The sequence below is a fragment of the Halorussus salinus genome, assembly GCF_004765815.2.
Lineage (GTDB): Archaea > Halobacteriota > Halobacteria > Halobacteriales > Haladaptataceae > Halorussus > Halorussus salinus.
Genome location: NZ_ML974128.1, coordinates 247,633 through 265,878 on the forward strand (window position 1 = coordinate 247,633; position 18,246 = coordinate 265,878).

20 protein-coding genes are annotated in these 18,246 nt (G+C 67.2%); 16 read left to right on the forward strand and 4 right to left on the reverse strand.

Annotated elements, in window-relative coordinates; all coding sequences use genetic code 11:
• The first annotated feature begins 2 nt into the window (after positions 1-2).
• From EPL00_RS09310 to EPL00_RS09355, 10 genes are all read left to right on the forward strand, one after another.
• On the forward strand, positions 3-479 hold the full coding sequence (locus tag EPL00_RS09310; protein WP_135852969.1) for a COX15/CtaA family protein: 477 nt from the start codon (positions 3-5) through the stop codon (positions 477-479).
• 93 nt (positions 480-572) lie between these two features.
• On the forward strand, positions 573-1,487 hold the full coding sequence (locus EPL00_RS09315) for a transporter substrate-binding domain-containing protein (RefSeq protein ID WP_368407946.1): 915 nt from the start codon (positions 573-575) through the stop codon (positions 1,485-1,487).
• A gap of 6 nt (positions 1,488-1,493) precedes the next feature.
• On the forward strand, positions 1,494-2,405 hold the full coding sequence (locus EPL00_RS09320; RefSeq protein WP_135852967.1) for an amino acid ABC transporter permease: 912 nt from the start codon (positions 1,494-1,496) through the stop codon (positions 2,403-2,405).
• Between the two features lie 53 nt (positions 2,406-2,458).
• The gene (locus EPL00_RS09325) at positions 2,459-3,181 is read left to right on the forward strand and encodes an amino acid ABC transporter ATP-binding protein (protein ID WP_135853237.1); all 723 of its coding nucleotides are present in this window, start codon (positions 2,459-2,461) and stop codon (positions 3,179-3,181) included.
• Between the two features lie 146 nt (positions 3,182-3,327).
• Positions 3,328-4,149 (forward strand): transporter substrate-binding domain-containing protein, encoded by an 822-nt coding sequence (locus EPL00_RS09330; RefSeq protein ID WP_135852966.1) that lies wholly within the window; start codon positions 3,328-3,330, stop codon positions 4,147-4,149.
• 4 nt (positions 4,150-4,153) lie between these two features.
• Positions 4,154-4,828 (forward strand): amino acid ABC transporter permease, encoded by a 675-nt coding sequence (locus EPL00_RS09335; RefSeq protein ID WP_135852965.1) that lies wholly within the window; start codon positions 4,154-4,156, stop codon positions 4,826-4,828.
• Positions 4,825-5,574, forward strand: a complete 750-nt coding sequence (locus EPL00_RS09340) for an amino acid ABC transporter ATP-binding protein (protein WP_135852964.1) — start codon at positions 4,825-4,827, stop codon at positions 5,572-5,574. The genes EPL00_RS09335 and EPL00_RS09340 overlap by 4 nt, the downstream gene beginning before the upstream one ends.
• Positions 5,567-6,547, forward strand: a complete 981-nt coding sequence (locus EPL00_RS09345) for an amino acid ABC transporter permease (RefSeq protein WP_135852963.1) — start codon at positions 5,567-5,569, stop codon at positions 6,545-6,547. The genes EPL00_RS09340 and EPL00_RS09345 overlap by 8 nt, the downstream gene beginning before the upstream one ends.
• Before the next feature lie 133 nt (positions 6,548-6,680).
• Positions 6,681-8,366 carry a Na+/H+ antiporter NhaC family protein gene (locus EPL00_RS09350; protein ID WP_135852962.1) on the forward strand — a complete coding sequence of 562 codons (1,686 nt, stop codon included), beginning with the start codon at positions 6,681-6,683 and terminating at the stop codon, positions 8,364-8,366.
• A gap of 164 nt (positions 8,367-8,530) precedes the next feature.
• Entirely contained in the window at positions 8,531-9,964 is a 1,434-nt protein-coding gene (locus EPL00_RS09355; protein WP_202932588.1) for a carboxylate--amine ligase, read from the forward strand.
• An 86-nt stretch (positions 9,965-10,050) separates the two neighbouring features.
• Here the strand turns inward: EPL00_RS09355 and EPL00_RS09360 are convergent, their stop codons facing one another.
• Positions 10,051-10,887 (reverse strand): hypothetical protein, encoded by an 837-nt coding sequence (locus tag EPL00_RS09360; RefSeq protein WP_135852961.1) that lies wholly within the window; start codon positions 10,885-10,887, stop codon positions 10,051-10,053.
• 73 nt (positions 10,888-10,960) lie between these two features.
• Entirely contained in the window at positions 10,961-12,070 is a 1,110-nt protein-coding gene (locus tag EPL00_RS09365; protein ID WP_135852960.1) for a DUF7343 domain-containing protein, read from the reverse strand.
• A gap of 243 nt (positions 12,071-12,313) precedes the next feature.
• Between EPL00_RS09365 and EPL00_RS09370 the strand changes: the two genes are divergently transcribed.
• On the forward strand, positions 12,314-12,643 hold the full coding sequence (locus tag EPL00_RS09370; protein ID WP_238398167.1) for a HalOD1 output domain-containing protein: 330 nt from the start codon (positions 12,314-12,316) through the stop codon (positions 12,641-12,643).
• 49 nt (positions 12,644-12,692) lie between these two features.
• Here the strand turns inward: EPL00_RS09370 and EPL00_RS09375 are convergent, their stop codons facing one another.
• Positions 12,693-14,156 carry a replication factor C large subunit gene (locus tag EPL00_RS09375; protein ID WP_135852959.1) on the reverse strand — a complete coding sequence of 488 codons (1,464 nt, stop codon included), beginning with the start codon at positions 14,154-14,156 and terminating at the stop codon, positions 12,693-12,695.
• 131 nt (positions 14,157-14,287) lie between these two features.
• Here EPL00_RS09375 and EPL00_RS09380 point away from each other — a divergent pair, with 131 nt between their 5' ends.
• The 4 genes from EPL00_RS09380 to EPL00_RS09395 all read left to right on the forward strand — a co-directional run bounded on the left by EPL00_RS09380 (position 14,288) and on the right by EPL00_RS09395 (position 16,276).
• Entirely contained in the window at positions 14,288-14,740 is a 453-nt protein-coding gene (locus tag EPL00_RS09380) for a pyridoxamine 5'-phosphate oxidase family protein (protein WP_135852958.1), read from the forward strand.
• A gap of 64 nt (positions 14,741-14,804) precedes the next feature.
• Entirely contained in the window at positions 14,805-15,425 is a 621-nt protein-coding gene (locus EPL00_RS09385; RefSeq protein ID WP_135852957.1) for a GNAT family N-acetyltransferase, read from the forward strand.
• Positions 15,422-16,033, forward strand: a complete 612-nt coding sequence (locus EPL00_RS09390; protein ID WP_135852956.1) for a GNAT family N-acetyltransferase — start codon at positions 15,422-15,424, stop codon at positions 16,031-16,033. Before EPL00_RS09385 ends, EPL00_RS09390 begins: the two co-directional genes overlap by 4 nt.
• Positions 16,034-16,048: 15 nt before the next feature.
• On the forward strand, positions 16,049-16,276 hold the full coding sequence (locus EPL00_RS09395) for a DUF7385 family protein (RefSeq protein ID WP_135852955.1): 228 nt from the start codon (positions 16,049-16,051) through the stop codon (positions 16,274-16,276).
• Positions 16,277-16,291: 15 nt separating this feature from the next.
• On the opposite strand, the gene EPL00_RS09400 is transcribed toward EPL00_RS09395, so the two are convergent.
• The gene (locus EPL00_RS09400; protein ID WP_135852954.1) at positions 16,292-17,476 is read right to left on the reverse strand and encodes a metal-dependent hydrolase family protein; all 1,185 of its coding nucleotides are present in this window, start codon (positions 17,474-17,476) and stop codon (positions 16,292-16,294) included.
• 135 nt (positions 17,477-17,611) lie between these two features.
• Between EPL00_RS09400 and EPL00_RS09405 the strand changes: the two genes are divergently transcribed.
• Complete coding sequence (locus EPL00_RS09405) at positions 17,612-18,205, forward strand: transporter (RefSeq protein WP_135852953.1); 594 nt, start codon at positions 17,612-17,614, stop codon at positions 18,203-18,205.
• The last annotated feature ends 41 nt before the right edge of the window (positions 18,206-18,246 follow it).

An 18,246-nucleotide genomic window follows, 5' to 3' on the forward strand; every position in this document is an offset into this window, starting at 1 on the left:
TGATGGTCCGGTTCCGCCACCTCGCGGGCGTCACGACCGGTCTCACGTTCGCGCTCATCCTCCTCGGCGTCTACACCGCCGCGATGGGCGCGGGCCTGTCGTGTTCGGCCCAGTGGCCGTTCTGTGACGGCGGTCTGATTCCGCAGACGTGGCCGAGCTTCATCGAGTGGTTCCACCGCCTCGTCGCCATGATCACCGGGTTCTTCATCCTCGGGACCGCCGCCGGGTCGTGGAAGTATACCAGCCAGAAGCGCATCCGAGGAGCCGCCACCCTCGCGCTCGCCGTCACGCCGATTCAGGTCGTCCTCGGCGGCGCGACGGTGTTCGTCTACACGCCGCTCGTGCAGGTGGCCCACCACACCGCCGCGCTGATAATCTTCGGCGCGCTGTTGGCGACGACGCTGTGGTCCTACGAGGAGTCGGGCGCGCCCGACTCCCGGACCGCCGACGCCGCGGCCGGGTATCCGAGCGACGACTGAACAATTTAGCGGCGCTCTCCTCCGAATCTGGACGGTTCGCGCCACGATTATATAGTATCGCGTAGACGTGATGTCGGGGGAAAAACAATGGACATCGACAGGCGGTCGTTTGTCAAGGGGAGTGCAGGAATCGTCGGCGGACTCGCGTTGGGCGGAGTCTCCGGAGCGCAGGACCAAGGCGTGATTCGAATCGGGTCGGACATCCCGTACAAGCCGTTCGAGTACAGAACGCAGGACGGGACGCTGGTCGGGTTCGACGTGGACATCGCGGAGGCCATCTTCGGCGAGTTAGACCGGGAGTACGAGTTCGTCCAGACCGGGTTCGACACCATCATTCCGAGTCTGAACAACGGGAACTTCCGCATCATCATGTCGGCGATGACCATCAACGACCAGCGGGCCGAGCAGGTGGACTTCTCGGAACCGTACTTCATCGCGTTCCAGACGGTCGCGATTCTGGAGAGCGGCAACATCCAAAGTCTGGAGGACCTCGAAGGGAAGACCGTCGCGGTCCAGAAGGGGACCACGGGCGAGGCCGCCGCTCAAGAACTGCAACAGCAGTTCGGCGGCAACCTCAACATCGACAGCTACGACCAGATTACGGGCGCGTTCAACGCCTTACTGAACAATCAGGCGGTCGCGGTCATCAACGACAACGCGGTCAATCTCCAGTACACCGAGGACCAAGAGGCGGTCACCCTGCTTCAGGGCGAAGGACAGGCCGCCGAGGAGTTCGAGAGCGCGCCGCCCTACCTCACGCTGACGGTCGAACGCTACGGTATCGCGTTCCGGCAGGACGACGACGAGTTCCGCCAGCAGGTCAACGAGGCGCTGAACGCCGTCATCGCGAGCGGTCGGTACGAGGAGATTTACAGCGAGTACTTCACCGGCGCGCCGCCACAGAGCATCTTGGACCGGGCGCGCCCGTCGCCGGGGACGACCGCGGCGAACGGGACCGAGAACGGCACGGCCGGGAACGCGACCGACACCACGACGAACGGCGGGTAATCCGAGATGGGGGAGACGTACACCGACGAGCAGGCGGTGGAGGCACCCGGAGACGAGAGTCTGCTGACCGACGAGCGCGTCAAGTGGGCGGGGATGGCGGTGGCGCTGGTGTTCACGGCGCTCGTCGTCGGGTTCATCGGTCTCGTCCTCCTCGAGTACGTGAACTACGAACTGCTGACGGCGGTCGTGCCGCGATTCGTCGTAGCGTTCTTCCGGGTCGTGGTGGTGGTCGTCATCTCCAGCGTCCTCGCGGTCACTGCCGGGGTGTTCGTCGGGTTGGGTCGAGTCTCGCGTACCTCCATCACGCACGCCATCGCGACCGCGTACGTCCAGTTCTTCCGGGGGACGCCACTGCTGTTTCAGTTGTTCATCATCTATCTGGGCGTCCCGTCGCTGTGGGCGACGGGCCAGTTCCCGATATCGCAGGGGTGGCAGGTCTACCCGCCGATTCTGGTCATCGACTGGACGTTCATCACGGCCGTCGTCGCGCTGACGCTGAACCACGCGGCGTACGTCGGCGAGGCCGTGAAGGGCGGCATCAACGCGGTGCCCGACGGCCAGATGGAGGCCGCGCGGTCGCTCGGGATGTCGTACGTCGATTCGATGCAGGAGATAATTCTGCCCCAAGCGTGGCGCAACGCGCTGGCGGCCATCGGCAACGACCAAGTCATCTTGGTCAAGGACACGTCGCTGTTGACCGTCATCGCGTTCCCGGAGATAATCACCGTCTTCCGGGAGATAAACTCGAACACGTTCGACGCGTGGACGCCCATCGTCCTCGTGGCGGTGACGTATCTCGCCATCACGCTCCCGCTGATGCGGACCGTCCAGTATCTCGAAGACCGCGCCGAGTGGGGCACCGGCGACGACGAGGAGTCCGGACTGTTGGCGGCGCTCGGGTTGGGTGAGCGCGCGTGAGCGACGCCGACGAGACCACCGTCACGACCGACGACCTCGCTAGCGGCCAACCGATGGTCGAGTTCGAGGGCGTGGACAAGTTCTTCGGGAGCGCCCACGTCCTGAAGGACATCGACCTCGCGGTCGAGGAGCAGGAAGTCGTCGTCGTCGTCGGCCCGAGCGGGAGCGGGAAGTCCACGCTCCTGCGCTGTGTCAACCGACTCGAAGAGATTCAGGACGGCGAGGTTCGCATCGGCGGGGAGTCCATCACCGCGCCGGGCGTGGACGTGAACCGACTCCGCCAGAAGGTCGGGATGGTGTTCCAGCACTTCAACCTCTTTCCGCACAAGACGGCCTTGGAGAACGTCACGCTCGCGCCCGTGCGAGTCCGCGGCCTCTCGAACGCCGAGGCCCGACAGACCGGCGAGGACCTGCTGGAGGAGGTCGGTCTGGGCGACCAGATGGACTCCTATCCCGCGGAACTCTCGGGCGGCCAGCAACAGCGGGTCGCCATCGCTCGCGCGCTGGCGATGGACCCCGACGTGATGCTGTTCGACGAGGTGACCTCGGCGCTCGACCCGGAACTGGTCGGCGAGGTGCTGGGCGTCATGCGCGGCCTCGCCGAGGAGGGCATGACGATGCTCGTCGTGACTCACGAGATGGGGTTCGCCCGCGAGGTGGGCGACCGCGTGGTGCTGATGTCGGAGGGACGCATCGTGGAGTCCGGCGCGCCAGCGGCGTTCTTCGACAGTCCGGAGACCGACCGAGCGAAGCAGTTCCTCCAGCGCGTACTGTGAATCGCAGTCTCGGCGACTCCGGGTGACTGCCCGGAGTCGTCGGTCTTTGATTGACGAAGCTTCAATAATCTGTCCCTTATACGCAATTTTTGAAGGTTAAAATGGGTGAGAAAGGTTCAAAAGCGTAGTCTTCTTCCTGTGAGAGTATGGAACACAGAACTTCCGTCGATATGGACCGGCGTACCTACGTGAAGGTCGTCGGCGCGAGCAGTGTCGCAGGGCTGACCGCGACCGCGGGTTGCGTCGGTAGTCTCACCGGAAGCGGCGGCGACGAGACCCCCGACAAGACCCTAACCGCCGGTACTGCGCCCGGCTTCCCCCCGTTCGAGATGAAGGAGGGCGGCGACCTCGTCGGCTTCGACATCGACCTGCTGGAGGCCGTCGTCGCCGAGAGCGAGTACACCCTCTCGGGGTGGGAGGAGTTCGAGTTCAAGGGCCTCACGCCCGCGCTCGGTAGCGAGAAGATAGACGTTATCGCGGCCGCGATGACGATAAACGACAAGCGCGATAAGAATATCGACTTCTCGAACCCCTACTACAGCGCCGACCAGTCGATACTCGTGCGCAAGGGCGGCGACTTCTCGCCGTCGAAACTCGGCGACCTCTCGGGCCACCCCATCGGCGCGCAGAAGGGAACCACGGGCGAGGGCATCGTCAAGGACGAACTCGTCTCGACGGACCAACTGAAGCAGTCGAACTACAACTCGTACGGAAGCTACGTGCTGGCGGTCGAGGACCTCGTGAACGGCAACATCGACGCCATCGTCATCGACAAGCCGGTCGCCCAGACCTTCCAGAGCGAGCGCGACGTTTCCATCGCGTTCACCTACGAGACCGGCGAGCAGTACGGGTTCGGCGTGCGAGAGGGCGACAGCGACGTGCAGTCGGCGCTCGACACCGGCCTGAAAGCCGTTCGCGACAGCGGCGAGTACGCCGAGATTCGCAACGAGTGGTTCAGCGACTCGTAGAGCCGTGCTGACTCCGCTGCTGTCGAGCGACTGGGCGTTCGTCGCCGACAACGTGCCGTATCTGTTCGGTGGCATCGTGCTGACCGTCGCGCTGACGGCCGCCAGCATCCTGCTCGGCTTCCTCGCCGGATTCCCGGCGGGAACCGTCGAGGTGTACGGCGGCCGCTACGCGAGCGGCGCGGTCGAGACCGTCGGCGTCGTCCTCCGAGGGACGCCCATCGTCGTCATCCTGCTGTTCGCGTATTTCGGGACGCCCATCGAGAGCGCGTTCGTCGCGGCCGTCCTCGGACTCGGACTCCGGAGCGGAGCCTACCAGTCCCAGATATTCCGCGGTGCGATACAGAGCGTCGACGAGGGCCAGATGGAGGCGGCCCGCGCCGTCGGACTGTCCCGACTGCAAGCGATTCGTCGCGTCGTCGTCCCGCAGGCGCTCCGCCGGTCGATTCCGGGGTTCCAGAACGAGTTTACCATCGTCCTCAAGGACACGAGCGTCGCGTTCGCTATCGGTCTCTCGGAACTGCTGACCCGAAGCAACGACCTGTTCGTCCAGAACACCAACGCCGTGCTGGAGGTCATCCTGTTCGCCAGCGCGGTGTACTTCGTGCTGACGTTCGTCACGAATCGGACGCTGGACTACGTCGGCAACGTCTTCGCGATTCCTACGGGTGATTCAACATGAGTCTGCTACGCGTCGAGAACCTCTCGAAGAGCTACGGTGACGAACGCGTCCTCCGGGACGTGAGTTTCGAGATGGACCGAGGAGACGTGGAAGTCCTCGTCGGCCCGAGCGGGAGCGGGAAGTCCACGCTCCTGCGGTGTATCAACCGCCTCACGGAGACTGATTCGGGCGAGGTCTACCTCGACGGCGACCTCACGACCGCTCCCGACGCGAACGTGAACGAACTCCGGCGAAACGTCGGGATGGTGTTTCAGGACTTCAACCTGTTCGCGCACCTGACCGCTCGCAAGAACATCACGCTCGGTCTCCGACGAGTCAAGGGACTCTCGGAGGAGGAGGCCCGGAGCGTGGCCGACGAACACCTCGATATGGTCGGACTCGCGGCGCAGGCCGACTCCTACCCCGCGGAACTGTCGGGCGGCCAGAAACAGCGCGTCGGCATCGCCCGCGCGCTGGCGATGGAGCCGAAACTGATGCTGTTCGACGAACCGACCAGCGCGCTCGACCCCGAACTCGTCGGCGAGGTGGTCGGCGTGATGCAGAAACTGGTCGAGCGCGGGATGACGATGCTCGTGGTGACCCACGAGATGGGGTTCGCTCGGTCGGCCGCCAGCACGGTCACGTTCCTCGAAGACGGCCAAATCGTCGAGCGCGGCCCGCCGGAACAGTTGTTCGAGAGGCCCGAGAAGGCGCGAACCGAGGAGTTCCTCGGTCGCCTCGACAGCGTCCACGCCGACCATGAGTGACGTTACTCGCCGGGCGACGGCGGTCCCGCGCTGGCGGTCGTACGGACTCCGGCAGTGGCTCGCCGTCGCAGTCGGGGCGCTGTTCTGGGGGTGGCTCGTCTTCCGGTGGGTCAACGATTTGCTCCTCGGCGGGGCCGTCGTGTCGCCCGGCCAGCCGCTCGTTCCGGCCGCGACGTTCGCCGGAGTCGCCGAGTCGCTGTCGGCGACGGCCGACGCGCTCGGTCTCCTCGGCTGGCCCCTTTCGCAGGTCGCGGGACTGTTCTCGTTTCTCGCGACCGGCGCGTCGGCGCTCCCCGGACTGGCACAGGGCGCGTGGTTGACCGTCGTGCTGACGGTCACCAGCATCGCGCTGGGGTTCCTCCTCGCCGTTCCGCTCGCGGTCGCGCGGGTGTACGGCGACCGGACGGCGTGGCTCTCGCTCGGATACACCGAACTCATCCGCGGGACGCCGCTGCTCGCCCAACTGTTCGTGCTGTACTACGGGACCGGGCTGTCGGCGTGGGTACGCGAACTGCCGCTCGTCGGCGTCGGCTTCGTCCCCGGTCAGGCCGTCTGGGTCGCCATCGTCGGCTTCACCATCAACGGTTCGGCCTACCAGTCGGAGTACATCCGGGCGGCCATCGAGAGCGTCGATTCGGGACAACTGACCGCGGCCCGCGCCGTCGGACTGTCGAAGCTCGCGGGGATTCGCCACGTCGTCCTCCCGCAGGGGCTTCGCTACGCGATACCCGGCTGGTCGAACGAACTCGTCTACCTCATCAAGTACTCGTCGCTGGCGGCGTTCATCACGGTTCCCGAACTGTTCGAGCGCGCCGACGCCATCGCCTCGGAGTCGTTCGAGTTCACCACGATGTACGCGTTCGCCGCGCTCGTCTACCTCGGACTCGTCCTCTCGGCTTCGAAGCTAATGTCGGCCGTGGAACGACGGTCCGCAATCCCCGGCATCGGCAACGTCGAGGGCCGGGACCGGTAGCCGAACCGTCTGTCGGGGCGGGAACTCCTCGACTCCCGAAACGGAGGCTCCTCGGTACTCCCGAAATCGCGTGCCGAGCGCGTTTCTTTCAGTCGCAACTCCTATGTGATACCGACTACCACTGACCGGGTAGATGGCTCTCGAAAGCATCGACGCTGGCGTCTGGTCGCTCGTCCCCGCAATCCTCGCTATCACGTTGGCGTGGACGACGCGAGACGCACTCATCGGCCTGTTCGTCGGCGTAGCGAGCGCCGGACCGGTCTACGGCGCGATAAAGCCGGGCGCGGACGCGGTGGGCGTGCCGCCGGACTTGGTGGGCACGCCGCTGGGCAACGCTCTCGGCGCGCTGTTCGGCCTGAAACTGATTCCGACGCTCGTCGCCACCGCACCGCTGTTCAGTTCCGCGTGGTACGTCGAGAACGTCCTGCTGGCTATCTTCGCCATCGGCGGGATGATCGGACTCATGATTCGGGCGGGCGCGATTCAGGGCGTCCTCGAAGCCCTCGCCGACTGGGCCGACTCCCCGGCCGACGCCGAGAAGGCCGCCTTCCTCGCCGGAATCGCGGTCCACATAGACGACTACTTCAACTGTCTGGTGGTCGGGTCGATGATGCGCCCGCTGACGGACAAGTACAACGTCTCGCGGGCGAAACTGGCCTACTACGTGGACTCGGCAGGGAGTCCGGCCGCGCGCCTCGCGTTCTACTCGACGTGGGGCGCGGCGCTCATCGGCTTCATCGGCGCGGGACTGGAGTCGGCGGCGACCCAAGACGTGCTTCCCCAAGCGATGGACGGGTTCGTACAGGCGGGAAGCGACGGCCCGACCGCGGTCACGGCCGAAATCTGGCCGCTGTTCTTCAACAGCCTCTTCTTCGGCTTTTACTCGTGGGTCGCGCTCGTCATCGCGGCGCTGGTCGCGTGGCAGGTGTTCCCCAATATCGCTGGCATGGGCCGCGAGGAGTCCCGCGCTCGCGCCGGAAACGGCGTCGTCGGCGACGACCACGACCCGATGATATCCGAGGAGATGGACCGCTACGAGATGGCCGAGAGCGCGACGCCCGACTGGCGGAACTTCGCCGTTCCAGTCGGCACGATGATTCTGGTCGGTCTCGGCGCGATGTTCTGGCGCGGGAGTCCCGTCGTTCACGTCCCCGGCAAGCCCGAGAACCTGCTGTTCGCGCTCGGGGGCTACCAACTGATGGTGCCGCCCGCGGGCGAGTGGGCGTTCAACATCGGCGGCGTCAGGTTGGGACTCGCGGCGACGGCGGCGCTGGTCGTCGCGGCGGTCCTGTTCCGCCTGCGTGGCGACATCCCGAGCAACGACGACGCGACCGACGCGATGGTCCACGGGTTCAAGGGCATCTTCCTCGCGGCGCTCATCCTGATGTTGGCCTCGTCGATTCAGAACAGCGTCACCGTGCTGGGTATCTCGGACTTCGTGACCGACTGGTTCCAAGGCGTCCCGGCCGCGGTGATTCCCCTACTCGTGTTCCTCGCGACCGCGGGCATCAGTTTCTCCGACGGGAGTTCGTGGTCCACCTACGGCATCATGTTCCCCATCGCCATCCCGGTCGCGTTCACCACGGGCGCGAATCTGCCGCTAGTGTTGGGCGCGGTGTTCAGCGGCGGCATCTTCGGCGACCACGCCTCGCCCATCTCCGATACGACGGTGCTGGCCTCCTCGACCGCGGGGAGCGACCACCTCGTCCACGTCCGAACCCAGATTCCCTACGCAGTCATCACGGCGACCATCGCGGGGACGCTCTTTTTGCTCCTCGGAGTGGTCCTGCCGCAGGGCTTCGAAATCTTCCCGTACTGACCGCCTTCTCCTCGTCGCTCTCGTCGTAGGAGTTCCCTTCCGTCGCGGTAACCGCCGTCTTCGGGTCCGAAGGGGCGTTTTACCTCAGATTGTCACGCAGAGAAATATATGCGTACCTCAACAGATTCCGCATAACAAAGCCGACGAAAACCGATTGGGAACGCATGGGAGACCCCCATCCCGCCACCGAGTCCACGGTGGTCGTGCCCGCCATCGACACGGCGAGTAGCACGGCCGCCATCCGGTCGCTCGGTCGGCACGGTATCCGGACTATCGCAGTTTCCGAGCGCGAGACTCCACCGGCGAGGAGTTCGAAGTATTGCGACGAGTTCGTCACAGTTCCCGACCCGACGCGCGACTTACAGGCGTACGAGGAGGCCCTCTTCGAACTCGCGCGCCGCGAACGCGTCGACACTATCCTCCCCTTCCGCGAACCGGACGTGTACCTCCTCGCGCGCAACCGCGAGGCGTTCGCCGACCACGTGGGCACGCCGTGGCCCACGCTCGACCGCCTCCGCGGCGCTCAAGACCGCGTGGAACTGTTCGACGCCGCGGCCGCGGCTGGCGTCTCGGCACCGGAAACCGCGCTACTGGACGAGTGGAACGAGTGGGACCGCGACGTTATCGTCAAACCCCGCTACACGGTCCACGCCGCCGAGTACTCCGACCGGTTCGCCCGGAGTCACACCCAGTGGAGTTCGACCCGCTACGTCGCGCCCGACGAGACGCCCGACCGGGACGCGCTGGTCGCGGAGATGGGTCACGTCCCGCTCGTCCAAGAGTACGTCCCCGACTCCGACGAGTACGGCTTCTTCGCGCTCTACGACGAGGGCGAACCGCTGGCCACCTTCCAGCATCGCCAGCGCCGCGGGTGGGAGTACTCCGGCGGGCCGAGCGCCTACCGCGAGTCGGTCGATATCCCCGAACTGGAGACCGCTGGCCGCCGACTGCTGGACGAACTCGACTGGCACGGCGTCGCGATGGTCGAGTTCCTCCGAGACCCCGAGACCGGCGAGTTCGAACTCATGGAGGTCAACCCGCGGTTCTGGTCGTCGCTTCCGTTCACCGTGCAGGCGGGCGTCGATTTCCCCACGCTCTACTGGCGGCGCGCGACCGGCAGACCCGTCGCGCGCCCGCCCGACTACGACGCGGGCGTCGCTGGCCACCTGCTCCGCGGAGAACTCCTCCATCTGGCGAGCATCCTCACCGACGACTTCCCGCTGGTCTCCCGGCCCTCGTTCGCCGAGACGGCGCTCGCCGTCGCCGGGTCGGTCGTCCGCGACCGCCGGTTCGACTACCTCAGCGCCGACGACTTCGGGCCGTTCGCCCGCGACGTTCGGAACACGGCGGGTCTCCTCGTGCCGGGCGCGGGCGACGCCGCGGACTCACCGGACCTGCCCGAGGGCGCGACTCGCCCGCCGGAACTGGTCGAGGTCCCGTCCGAGGCCGTCGCTCCGGCCGCCGACCGACCCGACGCCGCGGGCGAACGGTCCGGCGTCGCGACGGCCGAGCGTTCCCGGTCCGCGCGAGACAAACATCTACAATCAGTAGAGAAATCTGCACCGATGTCAGAGCAAGCGAAATCGTCGTCGGACTGACTCGGCGGCGGTCAGCGGTCGGCGGGTCGGCTTCGGCGGGTCGGCCGACCCCGGCCGCGTTCGACCGACGAACTGACTCCCCGGACTCAAGCCGACCGCTCGCCGGACCGCCCGCCAGCGACCGGGAGCGCGCGCCCGCCGGTCCCGTTGTCGAGGGTCTCGTCTACCACCTCGCGAGCGACTTCATCCTCGAACTGGTAGAGCGCGCGGGCCTGCGCGCCGAGGTCCCAGATTCGGGAGGCGTTGATGGCGTACGCCCGGCGCGCGGAGTCGGGAAGCTCCTCGGCGGCCCGCGCGGTCCGGTTGGCCCGACGCTCGACGGTTCTGGCCCGGACCACGAACTCGGTCAGCGCGGCGCGGTACTCCCCTTCGGAGAGTTCGTCGCGCTCCCACGCCTCGGTGAGGTTCGCCCGGACGCCTTCGAGGGTGTCGAGGTACGCCGAAAGCGACTCGGCCTCGTCGGCGACGACCGCGGCGCGCTCGTCGGGCGTCGTCGCGTTCGCCAGTCGCCCCGACAGCGACCGGTTCAGCAGTTCCCCCTGCACGGACGCGCCCTGCGCGCCGACCGCGCCGCTCAACTGCTGGCCCGGCGAGACGCCGGTCGTGGTGTCGTCGGGTCGGTCGGTCTCTCTCCGGTCGGTCGGTTCGTCGGGTCGGTCAGTCGGTGCTTCCGTTCGGTCTGTCGGTGCCTCCGCCGGGTCGGTCTCCTCGTGCTGTTCGGTCGGCGCGTCTCGTCGCTCGGTCCCGTCGTCGCTCTCGTTTCTCGTCGTCTCTTGGCCCGGCCAGCCCGGTTCTCCGGGGTCGGCGACCGGTCGCACCGAGGAGGTCCCGTCGGCGACCGGCGGCGACTGGTCGGCGACCGCGCCGCCGGTCGCGAGCGCCAGTCCGACCGCGGCGAGGAGGACGACGAACGTCGGTCTCATAGATACATCCGATGGCGTCCACGGTCAATAAGTCGCCGTTACTGAACTCGGATTTAGCCGAATTAACGGAGTTTCAGGACTCCTGTCGTTCGGTCGGCAGCGCGAGTACGTTCTCCCTACCGAGCCGGAAGCTCTCTATTTTCCCCTGTTCGCGGAGGCTCCCGACGACCTGACTGGTCTTGGCCTCGGTCCAGCCGAGTTCGTCCACGACCGCGCGCTGTTTGACGCGCCCGCCGCGGCGTTCGAGGAGTCGAAGGACGCGCTCCTCGTTGCTCAGCAGGTCCTCGGGCGGAGCGTCGCCATCCGGTTCCGGGTCGCGGTCGTCGCGGTCGCGGCTCCGGTAGAGCCACCACCCGCCAGCCGCGAGCGCCGCGGCGAGCGCGAGACCGCCGACGCCGGTCGCGACCAGCGTCCACGGCACGTTCGGCCCGACCGCGCCGGGCGCGGTCAGCACGATTCGGGGCTCGTTGCCCGCGAACTCCAGCGGGCCGTTCCAGATGACCGCGTTCTCGCGCTTCTCGTAGCCCGAGTCGGGGCGCGGCTCGACCGTCGTCGCGTCGTACTCCTCGGGCCACTTGACGAGTAGCCGGGTCTTCTCGTTGAGGATGAGTCCGGACAGCGAGTCGCCGACGCGGACCTCGCCGTCGGCGACCGTGGCGAACCCGTGCCACTCGAAGGAGTAGACGACGAGTCCGTACCGTTGCGGGAACTCCCGAATCTCGGCGCTGACCGTGTAGTTCGTCCCCGACATCTCCCGGTCGGTGGTTCGCTCGGCGCTCCGGATGGTGCTGTTCATCCGGCCGACGAACTGCTGGCTGTACTTCGTGGCGTTGGCCTCCACGTCGTTCTTGTAGCTCCGGAACGCCGCGGTCGTCTGGGCGTCGTCGAGTCGCGTGCGGTAGACGACCTCCCACCGGGCGGTGCCGTTGCCGTACACCGACACGTCGAGGACCACCGTGTCGGGCGTGACGCGCTGGCTTTGGGACTGTGCGTTCGCGTCGGCGCGGGACTGCGCGTTCGCGTCGATGCGAGACTGCGCGCTCGCGTCGGCGAGTGCTACCTCGGACTCGCCGGTCGCCGTCCCGGCGTCGCCGATAGCCGACGCCCCACCGACGACTGTGCCGACCGCGGCCACCAGACAGAGGGCCGCGGCGAGCAACGCTACGGACTGTCGCGCCCCCATTCGTCAGGAACGTCCGACGCGCAAGGAAAAAGGGATTGCGTCGTTTTGGGTAGTCTTACCCCATTCCGGGCGGTTCCACGGCTCGTTTCTCCGCGGTAGGCAGTCGTTACTCCCGTTAGGTCGCCACTGGCGGAGTTAATTCGGATTAACTCGGGAGCAAGCCGCCCTCAGAGCCACCAATCGGCTTTCAGCGTTTCGGGGGTTCAAGCACCTGTCTACCCTTGCCACAGTCGGCGAGATACGATGTCGAAGACCGAAATGCACACCGCCGACGCGAGAGAGTACGAGAGCGAGAACCCCCTCCGAGAGAGCGAGACACCCCTGCGGATGCAGGCCGACTGGTCGGGCTCCGAGACGCTCGACTCGGCGGTCACGTGCGCCATCTCGCGGGCGACCGGAGTGTCGGTGACCGAACTCGCCCCGCTGTACGAGTACATGGACCCCGACGCGCTCCACGAGTTCGTGGCGTCGATGCGCGACCGCGAGACCGAGACCTCCATCACGTTCCGGTACGAGGGCCACGACGTGACGGTTCGGGCCGACGGCGAAATCTTGGTGTGGCCCGCGCGGTGACGAGTCGCTCGGCGACTCGGCGTCCCGGACGACCCGCGTCGGTCGGGCGTCAGCCGAAGTCGCCCAGTCCGGCCTGCGCGTCGTCGTCGCCGGAGTCCCCGCTGGCTTCACCCTCCGAGGAGTCGGCCTCCTCCGCCGACTCGTCGCCTCCCGAGTCGGCGTCGGGGGACGCCGACTCGCCGGTGGCCATCGACCCGTGACTGCCCTCGAACGCGCCCCCGGAATGCTCGACGGCCGCCTCCTCCCGTAGCTCCTCGGCCGATTCCACGATGTTCTGGACTTTGTTGGTGTCCTTCCCCGACCCGGTGACGAACGAGACGTGCTTGGCGTCGAGGTCGTACTTCGCGGTCATCGCTATCGTCAGCTCCCGGTTCTTGCAGTGGTGGGTCATCGCCGCGAGGAACGGCAACATCTCGCGGCGCGCGGTGGACATGCTCACGCCGTCGGCCTCGGCTATCTTTCGGGCAACGTAGTCGCGCTTGTTGCGGTTGCCCCGCGAACTGCCCAGTTTCCGCCAGTAGCTCGGCGGGCCGTACCGGGTCCACCCGCCCTTGTCGCCCTGCCGGGCCGCCGCGACCCCGCCAGCGATGTTGTCGCCAGCGTAGCGCCAGTAGGAGTAGTCTTGGGACGCTTGCACGCGACCGAGCCACTTGTCGGCGTTCGAGAGGAAGTCGTACGCGGTGGCCAGTTCCGCGCCCTCGTAGTCCTTGGGCACGTTGTCCTCGACCCAGTTCAGCATGTCGTCGGGCGTCTCGTCCACGTCGTAGGACGCCTGAATCGCGCTCCGGGCGTCCTCCTCCTTGAACAGCGCGTCGAGGAAGTCGAAGATGCCGCTCGACCGGTCGCGCTCGCCGGTGACCTCCACGTCCTCGGCGGTGAGGCGCTCCTCGGTCTCGGCGATGGCTTGCAGGTCGTTGACCGCCGAGCGCAGGTCGCCGTCGTTCTTGTCCGCGATGGCTCGGAGCGCGTCCTTCTCGTACTCGATGCCCTCCTGCTTGCAGATGTGCCGGAGCGCGGGCACGATGGAACGGGCCTGCACGTCCCGGAACTCTATCTCCTCGCAGGCGTTCCGGAGCGTGTTGGACATGTCGTAGAACTCGTTGGCGATGAGAACCATCGGCTGTCCGGCCTCTTTGACGACCTCGGTGATGGCCTTCGACCCGCCCCTATCGACGTTCCCGTGGAGGTTGTCGGCCTCGTCCATGACGACGAGTCGGCGGCCGTCGCCGCCCCCGGTCAGCGTGCCGGACTTGGCGGCCTCGCCCGCGACCTTCTCGACCACCGAGGAGGTCCGTTGGTCGCTGGCGTTCAGTTCGATGGTGGGCCAGTCCATGTCGTTGGCCAGCGCGTGGGCCGCCGAGGTCTTGCCCACGCCGGGACTGCCGTGGAGGATGGCGGCGTCGCCGTGGTCGTCCCACGTCTCGGCCCACTCCTTGAGCGCGTCGCGGGCCTTGTTGTTCCCGCGGAGTTCGGAGAGGGAGGTGGGCCGATACTTCTCGGTCCAGTCGGTCATTGAGCGTCGGTAGGTGCGAGCGGCGGTTAGTTGTTGCGGAGTACCGGACGGGTCGCGTTCGAGCAACACAGGCACCGCCTCGTCCCCGACCACCGCACAGCTTTTTCCTCTCTCGCGTGGTACCATCTCGCATGACAGACGCAGGTGCTGTCGAGATGGACGCCGAGGAGCGCACCGAATTTCTCGCACACGGGGGCACGGGGGTTCTCTCGTTCGCGCGCGGCGACGAGTCGCCGCTCTCGCTCCCGGTGTCGTACGGCTACGACGAGACCGAGGGCCACTTCTACTTCCGACTCGCGTTCGACCCGGACGCCGAGAAGCGAGGCCCGGTCGAGGAGGGCGCGTCGATGTCGTTCGTCACCTACGAGGACACCGACGAGGGGTGGCGGAGCGTGGTCGCGGAAGGCGAACTGGAGGAGATTTCCGAGGAGTCGCTGGACTCGTCGGTCGGCGAGGCGATGCGGCAGGTCGAGATTCCGCTGGTGGACGTGTTCGAGCGCAACCCGCGGGAAGTCAACTTCCGGTTCTTCAGGCTCGACCCCGACGAGCTAGCGGGGCGCAAGGAGGCGACCGCCGAGTACTGAGCGGTCCGTCACCGCGTCCCGCTCTCGGGTAACGCTTTTCTCCTCGGTCTCCGACACGTCTGGCATGTTCCCGGAGCGAATCGAGACCGACCGGTTGGAACTGACCGCCCTGACGCCCGAGAACGTGCCCGTGCTGGACTACTACGACATCTGCTCCGGGAACGCTGGCGACGACATCGACACCGTAACCGAACACCTGCCGTGGGAGCCACACGACACGCCCAAGGAGACCGCGGACTATCTTGACCGACTCGCCGACCAGCGCGCGGCGGGCGAGAACGCCGAATTTCTGGTTCGGCCGAGCGACCGCGGCGACGAGTCGAACGACTCGTCGGGCGACGCCGCGACCGACGCCATCGCTGGCGCGGTCGGTCTCGCGCCCCATTGGGACCGCCGGACCGGCGAACTCGGCATCTGGCTCCGCGAACCGTTCTGGGGCCGGGGCTACTACGGCGAGGCGTTCGCGGAGCTGACTCGGGTCGCGTTCGATCTCCTCGACCTCGACGCGGTCGAAATCGTCCACCGCCACGGCAACGCCAACTCCCGGCGCGCGACCGAGAAGTTCGTGGCGCGATTCGGCGGTCGCCACGAGGGTCGCCTGCGAAACTACTGGGTCGGTCCGGGCGGTCCCGCCGACGCCCACCGCTACACCGTCACCCGCGAGGAGTGGGAGGAGAACCGATGAACGAGAGCGACCTCCTCCCCGAAACTATCGAGACTGACCGCCTCCAACTGGAACGACTCTGCCACGAGAACGTCGAGACCCTCGCGCTCTACGACTGCTTCGCCGCGGGCGTCGCCGCCGAGGAGGTCTTCGAGTACGTCCCCGAGGACCCGTGCCAGACGCCGAAGGGGGCCCACGACCGAATCGAGGAGGCCGAAGAACGCTGGGACGAGGGCGAGGCCGCCGAGTACGTCGTCCGTCCGAAGGCGGGCGAACCTCGCGCCGGGGAGATTGCGGGGACGGCCAATCTCATCTGCGAGTGGGACAGGCGCACCGCCATCCTCGGACTGGTTCTACGAAAGTCGTTCTGGGGACGAGGCTACTCGGGCGAGCGCGCCGCCGCCCTGATGGAACTGGCGTTCGACCGACTCGACTTGGAACTCGCCACGGCGGGCTACAACGAGGGCAACGAGAAGTCCCGGCGGGCCATCGAGAAGTACGTCGAGCGATTCGGCGGGCAGTACGACGGGGTGCTTCGCAACTGGGTGCCGATGGGCGACGAGATAGCCGACCTGCACCGCTACACCGTCACGCGCGAGCAGTGGGTCGAAGCGACGAAGAGGGACTGACGAGAACCACCGGCTATGCCCGAGCGTTTCGACGTTCACGACCACCGTCACGCCCTGAAGTTGCACAAGGACACCGGCCAGACTCAGCTGTGGGAGAACAAGAAGGGACTCGACTGCCCGGCCTGCGACGAGTCGTTCGCGGACCTCCTGATTTCCGAGAAGCGCCACAACAGCTTCAGCCAGCCCGACGGCCGGTTCTGCGTCGTCCGCGAGGAGGGCCGACTCTTGGTCTTCACCCACTGAATCGGAGTTGGAGCGCTACTCCGCGAGTCGGTCGAACGCCGTCCCGGCGACGACTTCGCCGCCCTTGACGACCGTCTCGGGGTCCCGGAGCGCGCCGAGGTCGTCCAGCGGGTCCTCGTCAAGCACGAGGAGGTCGGCGTACGAGTCGGGTTCGAGCGTGCCCGCGCCGTCCAAGCCGATGACCTCGGCGGCGCGGCCGGTCATCGCCACGAGCGCGTCGTGGGGGTCCATCCCGTACTCGGCCATGAACGAGATTTCGGTGGCGTTCGCGCCGTGGTAGTTGAACGGCGTGCCCGCGTCGGTGCCGCCCGCGATGTCCACGCCCGCCTCGACCGCCGCGGAGAACGACTCGATGTGGCGCTCGTACACGTCGTTGGTCTTCTGAAGCGCCTCGTCGGTGGCGTGGTCGGCGTTGCGGACGATGCGGTAGGGCGCAGAGAGAGTGGGGACGAGAACTACGTCCTCCGCCACGAGGAGGTCGATGGTCGCCTCGTCGAGGAACGTGCCGTGTTCGATGGTATCGACGCCCGCTCGGATGGCCGCGCGTGCGCCCTCCGCGCCGTGGGCGTGGGCCGCGACGTGGACGCCGCGGCGGTGGGCCTCGTCCACCAGCGCGTCCATCTCGTCTTGGGTGAACGCGGGCGCGTTCGGGTCCGTACCGGGTGTCGTGACCCCGCCGGTCGCCATGAACTTGATGAACTGCGCGCCCTGCTTGACCTGCTCGCGGACCGCCTTCCGGCACTCGGTCGGGCCGTCCACTTCCCGGCCGAGGTGGTGGCCGTGGCCCCCGGTGATGGTGATAGAACGACAGTTGGCGACCATCCGCGGGCCGGGCACGTCGCCGCGGTCGATGCGCTCGGCGAGGAGAACGTCGAGGTCGCGGGCACCCATCGCCCGGACGCCGGTGACCCCGGATTCGAGGGTCTTGCGGGCGTTGACCGCCTCGGTCAGCATCAACTCGGCCTCGCTCATCCCCACCACGTCGGCGACGCTGGCCTCGCCCGACAGCGAGAAGTGGACGTGGGCGTCCACGATACCCGGAACCACGGTCTTCCCGCCGAGGTCGTAGGTCGGTTCGTTCTCCCGCGGGTCGGCGTCGCCGACCGCCTCGATGCGTCCCGACTCGGGGTCGAACTGGAGCGCGGCGTCGTCTCGCAGGTCGCCGGTGCCGTCCACGACTCGGGCGTCACGCAGAATCATGTGGTGAACGTTCCCAGTGGTCGCTCTTGAATCCCGCGAATGCCCCCCGCGAAATCGGCCGCGAGGAGTCCGGAGGTGTTACTCCACTGTCGTGCGGCCACAAGATACTCCAATCGTCGGTGGTACGCCCCGGACATGACAACCGCAGAGGACCCATCGCTCACCGCCGACGGCGTGGCTCGGCGTGCGACGCTGGCCCGCGGCGCAGTCGCGGGCGTCGGCGCGTGGCTACTCGGCTATCTGGTCGCGTACGTCTGGAAGTCCCAAGCCGTCTCGGAGGCGCTCCGCGGCGTCGGCTTCGTCTCGGAACTGCTCGGCGGCGAGGCGATTCCCGCGTGGAAGGGCGTCTCGTGGCTCTTCTTCAACGCCCACTTCGTCGCCGCCCGGTTCCCGACCATCACGGGCGGGACCCAGACCGCGAACTTCGTGACCGGCGAGGAGGGTTCGACCGCGATGCTGGCGCTCCCGGTCGTCGTCCTCCTCGCGGCCGGAGTCGTCGCCGCGTACGGGCGACCGGGCGGCGCGCTCGAACGCGCGAAAGCGGGCGCGACGGTCGCGCTCGGCTACCTCCCGCTGTCGGCCGGGGTCGCGCTGGTCGCGACCCACGCCATCGGCGACACCGACGCCGCCATCGCGCCCGACCTCGTGACCGCGGTTCTCCTCGCAGGACTGGTCTATCCGCTGGCGCTGGGCGCTGTCGGCGGCGCGTTGAGTAGCGCGCTTGAGTAGGACGAACGGGACGGTACCGGACGGGTGACGCTTTTCGTCGG